The following is a 9,053-nucleotide window of genomic DNA, read 5'->3' on the forward strand; positions in this document are numbered from 1 at the left end:
TATGAGCCAGTCGGACGCGCACATTGTGATCCTCGGAGCGGGCCACGCCGGCGGCACCGCCGCGGCGTTGCTGCGCCAGTACGGCCACACCGGCCCCATCACGATGGTGGGCGACGAGCCGATCCCGCCCTATCAGCGTCCGCCGCTCAGCAAGGCCTGGCTGAAGGGCGAGGCCGACGCCGACTCGCTGGCGCTCAAGCCGCTGGAATTCTATCCCGAGCAGAACATCGACTTCCGGCCGAACCTGAAGGCGGTGAAGCTGGCGCGGTCGGACAAGCTGGTGACCCTGTCGGACGGCTCGACCGTCTCCTACGACATCCTGATCATCGCGACCGGAATGCGGGCGATCCGCCTGCCGATCGAGGGCGCCGACCTGGAGGGGGTGCTGACCCTGCGCACCGCGGCCGACGCCGAGGCGATCAAGGCGGCGCTGGGCCCCGGCAAGCGGCTGGCCATCGTCGGCGGCGGCTATATCGGGCTGGAGGTCGCAGCCTCGGCCCGCGCCCTGGGCGCCGAGGCGGTGGTGATCGAGCGCGAGGCGCGGATCCTGGCGCGCAGCGCCTGCGAGCCGCTGTCGAACTTCTTCCATGGCTACCACCTGGACCGCGGCGTGCAGTTCGTGCTGGGCGCCAGCGTCGCCGGCTTCGTCGGCGAGAACGGCAAGGTCGTGGGCGTGCGCCTGGCCGACGGCCGCGTCGAGGCCTGCGACCTGGTGCTGCTGGGCGTCGGGGCCATCCCGAACGACGAGATCGCCCGCGACGCGGGCCTGGAGTGCGCCCGCGGCATCGTGGTCGACCTGGAGGCGCGCACGGCCGACCCGAACGTGTTCGCGATCGGCGACGTCACCCACCGGCCGATGCCGCACTATGGCCGCATGTTCGGCCCCGAGAGCGTGCCCAGCGCCCTGGAGCAGGCCAAGCAGGCCGCCAGCGCCATCACCGGCCGCCCGGCCCCCTCGCCGGAAGTGCCGTGGAACTGGTCGGACCAGTATGACCTGAAGCTGCAGATCGCCGGCCTGCCGTTCGACGCCGACCGGGTGCTGCTGCGCGGCGACCCGGCCAGCGGCAAGTTCGCCGTGTTCCACCTGAAGGGAGATCAGGTGCAGTCCGTGGAGGCGATCAACTCGCCCCCGGAGTTCATGATGGGCAAGCAGCTCATCGCCAACCGCAAGCCGATCAACGCCGAAAAGCTTGCCGATCCAACGGTTTCCATGAAAGAGGTCGCCGCATAGAAGGCGACGAAGGGGAGTAAATGGCCAAGATTACTTACATCGAGCATGACGGCACCGAACACGTCGTCGACGTGAAGAACGGCCTGACGGTCATGGAAGGCGCGGTGAAGAACAACATCCCGGGCATCGACGCCGACTGCGGCGGCGCCTGCGCCTGCGCCACCTGCCACGTCTATGTGGACGAGGCCTGGCAGGACAAGACCGGCTCCACCTCGGCCATGGAAGACTCCATGCTGGACTTCGCCGAGAACGTCGAGCCGAACAGCCGTCTGTCCTGCCAGATCAAGGTCTCGGACGCCCTGGACGGCCTGGTCGTGCGGATGCCGGAAAGCCAGCACTAAGCGGCGCGGCGCTTTCCCTGGAAAGCGCCTTTGAAAGATCGAGCGCGACGGGCTTCCACTTTCGGCTGTCGCGCTCGGGCGTGCTATAGCCCGGTCCGGTCGCGCGCGGCGCGCCGGATCGGAGGCACTCCTAAGTGAACGCAGAGTTGAACGCGCCTGATCTTTCGTTCGATCAGGTCGATCCCGTCTATCGGGCTTTCATCGACGACTATCTGCGCCTCCACGGCCTGGACCCGGCAAGGTTCTGCAAGCCCTTGCCGGGTCAGGACGAGATGTTCTTCAAGGCCATCCTGCCGAACTACGAGTTCGAGGCTTCGATCTCGGCCTTCAAGTTCGTCGAATCCACGATCCGCCTGGGCGAAGCCTATCGGCAACTGGTCGAAGGCGTGTTCGGCGGCTACCGGAATCTGGGCCCGGTGCTGGACTTCGCGTCGGGCTGGGGGCGGCTGACCCGCTACCTGGAACAGCGGCTCGATCCCTCGCAGATCCGGGTCGCCGACATCTACCATCAGGCCATCGACTGGCAGGTTTCGACCTTCGGGGTTGCAGGAACCTACTCGGACAAGGACCCGGCGCAGCTTTCCTACGCCGGAAAGCACGACATCGTGCTGGCCGGATCGATGTTCTCGCACCTTCCGGCAGGTTTGTTCCACGCCTGGCTGGACAAGCTGTTCAGCCTGGTTTCGGACCGCGGACTGCTGGCTTTCAGCGTGCATGACGAAGCGATCCTGCCGATAGGCGAGACGATGGACGCCTCGGGCCTCCACTTCCTGCGCTTCTCGGAGAGCGGCTCGCTGGACCTCGACATCTACGGCATGTCGTATGTGACCGAGGATTTCGTCGGCCGGGCGATCGCGCGGCTGGGGCCGAACCTGTCGTGGCGGCGCTTCCCCAAGGGGCTCTACGAGAACCAGGACCTCTATGTCGTCGGCGCGCCGGGCGTCGACCTGTCGGGCCTGAGGCTGGGCTCGGTCCCGATGGGCGGCTTCGAGACGCTCACGACCCTGTCGACGGGCGAGATCGAGTACGCCGGCTGGGCGATCGAGCGGACGCCGGGCGCGGCCGTCGAGGCGGTCGCGGTGCATGTCGACGGGGCCGAAGTGCTGACCGTCCTGCCGGACGCCGAGCGGCCGGACGTCCAGAAGCATTTCCCCGGCTCGGCCAATGCGCCGGTGGGCTGGCGCTTCCGGCTGGCGGCCAGGCCCGGGGCGATGGTGCGGGTGGAGCTGCGCAGCACGTCGGGGCTGAAGGGCCACTGTTACGCGCAGGCGCCGCTGGGGGCGAGCTTCACCTATTCGGGCTGGTCGCGGCGGGGGCTGCGGTAGCAGCGCGCCGTCCCGGAGGCCGCGCAGCGGCGGTCCGTGGGTCCCGGTCCTCGGCCTGCGGCCGAAACCGGGATGACGCCATGGGGAGGCCTACGCGACCCGGCGCAGGCCGTCGAGTTCGGCGATGATGGTGTCCATGGCGCGCGAGGGACGGATATCGTCGCGGCCGTAGGAGCCGTCCTCGATGATCGTCGCCAGGCGGTCGCGGGCGCGGCTGACGCGGCTCTTGATGGTGCCGATGGCGCAGTTGCAGATCTCGGAGACCTCCTCGTAGGAGAGGCCGCCGGCGCCGATCAGGATCAGGGCCTCGCGCTGGTCGTCCGGCAGGCAGGCCAGGGCCCGGCGCACTTCGTCGAGCTCCAGGCTGGCCATGGGGTTGGAGGCCGCCTCCAGGGTGCGCTCGGCCACTTCCGGGTCGAGCTGGCTGGAGCGCCACGACCGGCGCTTGTCGGAATAGAACTGGTTGCGGAGGATCATGAAGGTCCAGGCCTTCATGTTGGTGCCCGGCTCGTAGCTGGTGCGGTTGTTCCACGCCTTGAGCAGGGCGTCCTGCGCCAGGTCGTCGGCGGCGGTCGCGTCCCGGCAGAGGGAACGGGCGAAAGCCCGCATCTGGGGGATCAAGGCCGTAAGCTCGGTCTTGAACTCGTGGTCCGCTTGAGCCTGTTCGGTCATTAGGTCACCTCCGTTCAAGCCCAGAGCTTAGAAGCTCCATAAGGCGTAAACGCGGCGGGGTTCCAAAGGCTCCGCTTGTTTCGGCCGGAAACGGCCGCCGGGGCGAATAAGCTCAAGCCTGGCCTGGGAAAGCTGCGCAGCACGGCGCCGAACCGGTGGCCGACAATGTGGCGCGAATGGGGCTGGGCGCTAGAACCGCAGCTCCGGATGCCCGGCCGCGCCCTGGGCGGCCTCGGGCAGGTGGCAGGTGAAGGTGGCGCCGGCGCCGGGCTCGCTCTCCAGGGCGACCCAGCCGCCGTGCAGCTCGACCAGCGCCTTGACGAGGGCCAGGCCCAGGCCCGGCCCGCCGCGCTCGCGGCCGATGAAGCGGTCGAAGATGTGCGCCTGGACGTGGAACGGGATGCCGCGGCCGGTGTCGGTGACCTGGAGCTGCACCTCGCCCAGCCCGCGGCGGGCGGCGATGGTGACGGTCCCGCCGGGCGGGGTCTGGCGCACGGCGTTCTCGGCCAGGTGGTCGAGGGTCTGGGCCAGCCGGCGCACGTCGCCGCGCAGCAGGCCGATGTCCTCCGGATGCTCGACCTTGATGGTCACCTGGGCGGCCTGGGCCTCCTTCTCCCAGCGCTCGGCGGCCTGGCCCAGCAGGTCGGCGACGTGGACGTCCTCCAGGTCCAGGGCCATCTCGTCGGCGTCGATCTGGGCCATGTCGAGCACGTCGTCGATCGAGCGGGCCAACTGGGTGGCGGCGGTGCGCACCGCGGCGGCGTGGCCGCGGCCGCGCTCCGACAGGTTCTCGCCCGAGCGCTCCAGCAGCTCGGAATAGCCGATGATGGTGGTGAGCGGGGTGCGCAGCTCGTAGGAGACGTTGCCCACGAAGTCGCGCTTCAGGCGCTCGGCCTCGGCCAGGGCGGCCGAACGGTCGGCCAGCGCGCTCTCCAGCTTGCGCGCGTCGGTGACGTCGGCGAAGGCGATCAGGGTCGCGCCGTCCGGCAGCGGGCGGCTCTGATAGACGACGATGCGCGAGTCGGAGGTCTTCACCTCGCCCGAGATCGGGGCGCGGGCCTGGGGGTCGGGGTCGGCGACGCGGCCCTTGAGCTCGCGCCAGAAGTTCATGTCGTGCAGGCGGCGGACGCACAGCTCGACGACGCCCTCGAAGTCGTGGGCCACTTCGAGCTGCTCGCCGGTGATGTTCCAGAACTGCTCGAAGGCCTCGTTGTGCAGGCGCAGGCGCCCGTCCGAGCCGAACACGGCGACGGCGTCGTTGAGCTTGTCGAGGGTGGCCTGCTGGACCTGGATCTGGCCGTTGTACTGGGCCTTCAGCCGCAGCTCGCCGGTGATGTCGGAGAACAGCAGCACCACGCCGCCCATCGGGTGCGGCTGGCGGCCGACCTTCAGCGTGCGGCCGTCGGGCAGGCTCCAGAGGTCGTCGGGGCCCGACGCGGTGTCCTCGTAGCGGTCGAGCTCGGCGGCCTTCCATTTGGCGTAGTCGACGGTCTCGGGCAGGCGGCGGCGCTGGCGCAGGCGGTCGAGCACCTCGCCGTGGCTGGGGCGGTCGGCCAGCCAGGCCGGCTCCAGGCCCCAGAGCTCGGCGAAGGCGGTGTTGTGGAAGATCAGCCGCTTGCCCTCGCCGAAGATGGCGACGGCGTCGGCGATGTGGTTCAGGGTCTCGTCGTGGGCCTCGACATGGCGCTTGAGGGCCTCGCGCAGCTCCTCGGTCTCGGTGACGTCGTCGCTCCAGACCCCGACCCCGCCGCCTTCCAGCGGCTGGGCGACGACCTGGAAGGCGCGGCGGCGCCCGCCCAGGGTGGTCCAGCGTAGGGCCTGGCGGCGGGTCCCCAGGTTGGCGGCCTCGCTGGCCAGGCTGTCGGCGCCCTTGTCGAAGGAGACGCCGCGGGCGGCGGCCTCGTCCAGGCTGGCGGCCCCGGCCGCGGTCAGCCAGGCGGCGTTGACCCAGACCGGGCTGCCGTCGGCGGCGGCGACCCAGGCCGGCGTCTGGCGGGCGTTGAGCAGGGCGGCGAAGCGCGGGGCGGTGGGCAGGCCGGCGTCCTCGCCGATCACCGCGGACAGCCGCAGCCAGGCCAGGGCGCCGGCGGCGCGGCCCTCGACGGCGACGACCCCGGCGGGGCCCTGGACCTCGAAGGCGCAGGCCTCGCCGCGCTCGAACAGGGCGCGCAGCCGGCGGGCGTGGTCGGGGTCGGCGCGCATGAGGGCGGAGACCACGCCCTGCGGGTCGGGGTTCTGGGCGCCGAGGGCCTCGGCGCAGACGGCGAGGCTTTCCTCGCCGGAGGTCAGGCTGGCATGGCCGTCCTCGACGGCGAGCAGGGCGGAATCGAAGGCTTCGACCGAGGCCTGGGCGGCTTCGGCCCCGGCTTCCAGCTCGGCGATGCGGGCGCGCAGGACGTCCAGCCGCGCCTCGTTGCGGCGGCGCTGGTCCACCAGCCAGAACATGGCGCAGAGGGCGAGCAGCACCGCGCCGGCGGCGGCCCCCAGGATCAGATCTTGCTCGCTCATCGGCGCTCCGTCGCCGCAGGTCGTCGAAGACGGCGAATCATCTCAAGCGACCATAGTTTGGTCCGCGCATTTCGGCGATGATCGGGAGGTCATGACCGCGATCCTCTATCCCGTGGCCGCCGATGCGGGCCAGGCCTTCGCCGCGCCGAAAGCGCGGGCGGCGCGCGAGCGCGAGGCGACGCTGGCGGCCGGCGAGGCGGTCGGCTTCGTGACCGAGGCGGTGGGGCCGGCCTATGCGACGCGCGAGGCGGCGCTGGACGCCCTGGCCGGGCGGGTCGAGGACGACCGGCCGGGCCGGATCGCCGCCCTGGCGGCCGAGGATCGCTACGTCACCCTGGTCGAGCAGGTCGCGCCGCGGGGCGGCAAGCGTCCGCGCGCGCCGGCGCCGGTCCAGCCGACCTTCGCCGGCGGCCATCGCTGGCCCGCGCCGGCGGCGGCGCCGGCGACGGTGTGGCGGGCGATGATCTCCTACTGGCGGATCGGCGGGGCGCCCCTGCGCCAGGCGGGCGAGGCCCAGGCGCGCCAGGCCCGCCGCCGGGGCGGCGAGGACATCGACACCGACCGGCTGCGGGCGCTGACCCGCCAGCCGCTGCAGGCGGTGAAGCCGCAGCAGCCGCTGGACATCGGACTTTTCGAGACGCGCCTGCCCGAGGCTCCCCATATAGTCGTGCCTGATGAGTGATCCCTATTCGGGCCGCGCGCCCTCCCTCGACGACCTCGCCGCCCTGGCGCAGGCCGCCTTCGCGGCCCTGCCGGAGGATTTCCGCAGGCTGACCGGGGACGTGATCTTCCGGGTGGACGACTTCGCCAGCGACGAGGTGCTGGACGAACTGGGCATCGAGAACCCGTTCGAGCTGTCGGGCCTCTACAGCGGCGTGCACATCGGCCACCGCTCGGTGCTCGACCCGACGCCGGGGCCGAGCCGGATCTTCCTCTATCGCCGGGCGATCCTGGACGAATGGGCCGAGCGCGGCGACGTGACCCTGGCCGAGCTGGTCAGCCACGTGCTGGTCCACGAGATCGGCCACCACTTCGGGCTCAGCGACGACGACATCCACGCCATCGAGGACGCGGCGGAGTAGGGGCGGCTCAACACCGCTCATCCCGGCGGAGGCCGGGATCCAGTTTCGGCCGCCCGCAGATGGTGTCTATGCGCCTAGGCCCAGCCCCATGACCTGGGTCCCGGCCTTCGCCGGGATGACCGGGTGGGGCGGCGGCTGGGCTCGGCCTCCAGTGCGCGAATGCCGAGCTGCGCCCTAACTGACAGTCGCTCGCAAAAGTGACGCCGCCGTCATTTTTCTTGACTGATCGCTGTTCTGTTGAGAGGCTTTGCGCAACGAGGAAACAGCGGGCGCCTTCGCGCGCCTTGTCAGGAGGAAGAGCCGATGGCCGCCGACGGCAACATCACCAAGGACGTCATCTACGACGCGGTCGCGCCGGACGACTTCGAGTCGATGCTGGAGCTGGACCGCTACAACGCGCGCTCGACGGCGTTCGACAAGATCATCTCGGCGACGCACGACCACTTCTGGGATCCGCTCGACAAGAAGTACATCGACTTCGACGAGCCGTTCGACATGGAAAACGAGATGCTCCTCCCCGAGGACATGATCATCTCGCTGTCGACGGACTACGTCTCCAACCACCTGACCGACTGGAAGACCCGCGTGCGGTTCGCCAACCAGTCGGCGCTGCGGTCGTTCTCATCGATCCTGCACGGCGAGCAGGGCGCGCTGAACCTGTCGGCCAGCCTCTGCCACGTGCTGAAGGACCAGGGCGCGCAGGAATACGCCGCCAACCAGACCCGCGAAGAGGCCCGCCACGTCACCGCCTTCGCCAAGTACATCAAGGCCCGCTGGGGCCGTCCGGTCGAGTGCGGCCCGACCCTGAAGACCCTGCTGGTCGACATCATCGGTTCGCCGGAGGTCTACAAGAAGATCATCGGCATGCAGATGCTGGTCGAGGGCCTGGCCATGGGCGCCTTCGCGACCTTCTACCAGAAGCTCAACGACCCGCTCGGCCGCCAGCTCATGCAACTGGTGATGACCGACGAGGCCTTCCACCACAAGTTCGGGAAGATCTGGGCCGACCGCACCATCCCGCACCTGACCGAGGCCGAGCACGAGATCATCGAGACCTGGGCGGCGCACTGTTTCCAGACCCTGCTGTTCAACCTGGTCTCGCCCAGCCAGCAGCGCGACCTCTACGAGGAGTTCGGCCTGGACCCGGACCGGGTGATCGCCGAGATGGCCGAGATGGTCACCGACGAGACCCGCCGCGAGAACATGAAGGAGCAGACCAACATCTTCCGGGTGCTGGTGAAGACCCTGCTCAACGCCGGCATCATCACCGACCGCACCAAGGCGTTCTACGCCATGTACGTCGACATCGAGGAGCTGAAGGGCGAGGGCGACCGGATGGTCGGCGACGACATCGCCGAGGAGGGGATCAAGTACCTCCAGGAGATCAACTTCAAGGACCGCCTGGCGTCCACGATCTCGATCGCGGCGGAGTAACAAGCGACCCGCACAGTCGCGCGTGAGAGCGGCGCTCCGGCCTGGCTGGAGCGCCGTTTGCGTTTGGAGGCGCTTGTTCCTCCCCATGAAATGGGGGAGGGGGACCGGCGAAGCCGGTGGAGGGGGCGGGCCTCAAGCTCGGCGCCGGCCGCTCGCCCCCTCCACCACCCTTCGGGCGGTCCCCCTCCCCCGCTCCGCAGGGGAGGAAAGGAGCGTATTGCGTCGGAAGCTCTGCTGGCGCCATGTCCCCTCATGACCGCTTGCGTTTGAGGGGCGCGGCCGCCCGGGTGTCATCCCGGTTTGCGAAGCAAGACCGGGATCCATTGGCGCCTGGGTTCGCCTGCATGGCGCGGCCGAGCCGCATCCTGCGCCATCCGGTGTTCATGGGTCCCGGTCTTCGGCTGCGCCGAAACCGGGATTGTCTGTTTGAAGTGATGCAATGTTGGGGAGCCGGAGGCAG

The 9,053-nt window shown here is 69.8% G+C and carries 8 protein-coding genes; 6 read left to right on the forward strand and 2 right to left on the reverse strand.

Annotated features, from left to right (window positions below):
• The first annotated feature begins 1 nt into the window (after position 1).
• The 3 genes from RTL41_RS16570 to RTL41_RS16580 all read left to right on the forward strand — a co-directional run bounded on the left by RTL41_RS16570 (position 2) and on the right by RTL41_RS16580 (position 2,897).
• A complete protein-coding gene (locus RTL41_RS16570) occupies positions 2 to 1,231 on the forward strand; it encodes an FAD-dependent oxidoreductase (RefSeq protein WP_312166185.1) in 1,230 nt (409 codons plus the stop codon).
• A gap of 20 nt (positions 1,232 to 1,251) precedes the next feature.
• The gene (locus tag RTL41_RS16575; protein ID WP_267230849.1) at positions 1,252 to 1,572 is read left to right on the forward strand and encodes a 2Fe-2S iron-sulfur cluster-binding protein; all 321 of its coding nucleotides are present in this window, start codon (positions 1,252 to 1,254) and stop codon (positions 1,570 to 1,572) included.
• A gap of 134 nt (positions 1,573 to 1,706) precedes the next feature.
• Positions 1,707 to 2,897: a class I SAM-dependent methyltransferase gene (locus RTL41_RS16580; RefSeq protein ID WP_312166186.1), complete on the forward strand. Its 1,191-nt coding sequence runs from the start codon at positions 1,707 to 1,709 to the stop codon at positions 2,895 to 2,897.
• A gap of 90 nt (positions 2,898 to 2,987) precedes the next feature.
• Here the strand turns inward: RTL41_RS16580 and RTL41_RS16585 are convergent, their stop codons facing one another.
• Both RTL41_RS16585 and RTL41_RS16590 read right to left on the reverse strand, forming a co-directional pair.
• Positions 2,988 to 3,569 carry a sigma-70 family RNA polymerase sigma factor gene (locus RTL41_RS16585; RefSeq protein ID WP_312166187.1) on the reverse strand — a complete coding sequence of 194 codons (582 nt, stop codon included), beginning with the start codon at positions 3,567 to 3,569 and terminating at the stop codon, positions 2,988 to 2,990.
• Positions 3,570 to 3,758: 189 nt separating this feature from the next.
• A complete protein-coding gene (locus RTL41_RS16590; RefSeq protein ID WP_312166188.1) occupies positions 3,759 to 6,077 on the reverse strand; it encodes an ATP-binding protein in 2,319 nt (772 codons plus the stop codon).
• 91 nt (positions 6,078 to 6,168) lie between these two features.
• Here RTL41_RS16590 and RTL41_RS16595 point away from each other — a divergent pair, with 91 nt between their 5' ends.
• The 3 genes from RTL41_RS16595 to RTL41_RS16605 all read left to right on the forward strand — a co-directional run bounded on the left by RTL41_RS16595 (position 6,169) and on the right by RTL41_RS16605 (position 8,593).
• On the forward strand, positions 6,169 to 6,759 hold the full coding sequence (locus RTL41_RS16595) for a hypothetical protein (RefSeq protein ID WP_312166189.1): 591 nt from the start codon (positions 6,169 to 6,171) through the stop codon (positions 6,757 to 6,759).
• Positions 6,752 to 7,159, forward strand: a complete 408-nt coding sequence (locus tag RTL41_RS16600; protein WP_312166190.1) for a metallopeptidase family protein — start codon at positions 6,752 to 6,754, stop codon at positions 7,157 to 7,159. The genes RTL41_RS16595 and RTL41_RS16600 overlap by 8 nt, the downstream gene beginning before the upstream one ends.
• A gap of 303 nt (positions 7,160 to 7,462) precedes the next feature.
• On the forward strand, positions 7,463 to 8,593 hold the full coding sequence (locus tag RTL41_RS16605) for a ferritin-like domain-containing protein (RefSeq protein ID WP_312166191.1): 1,131 nt from the start codon (positions 7,463 to 7,465) through the stop codon (positions 8,591 to 8,593).
• Positions 8,594 to 9,053 lie beyond the last annotated feature (460 nt).

The sequence above is a fragment of the Phenylobacterium sp. genome, assembly GCF_031984885.1.
Taxonomy (GTDB): Bacteria; Pseudomonadota; Alphaproteobacteria; order Caulobacterales; family Caulobacteraceae; genus Phenylobacterium.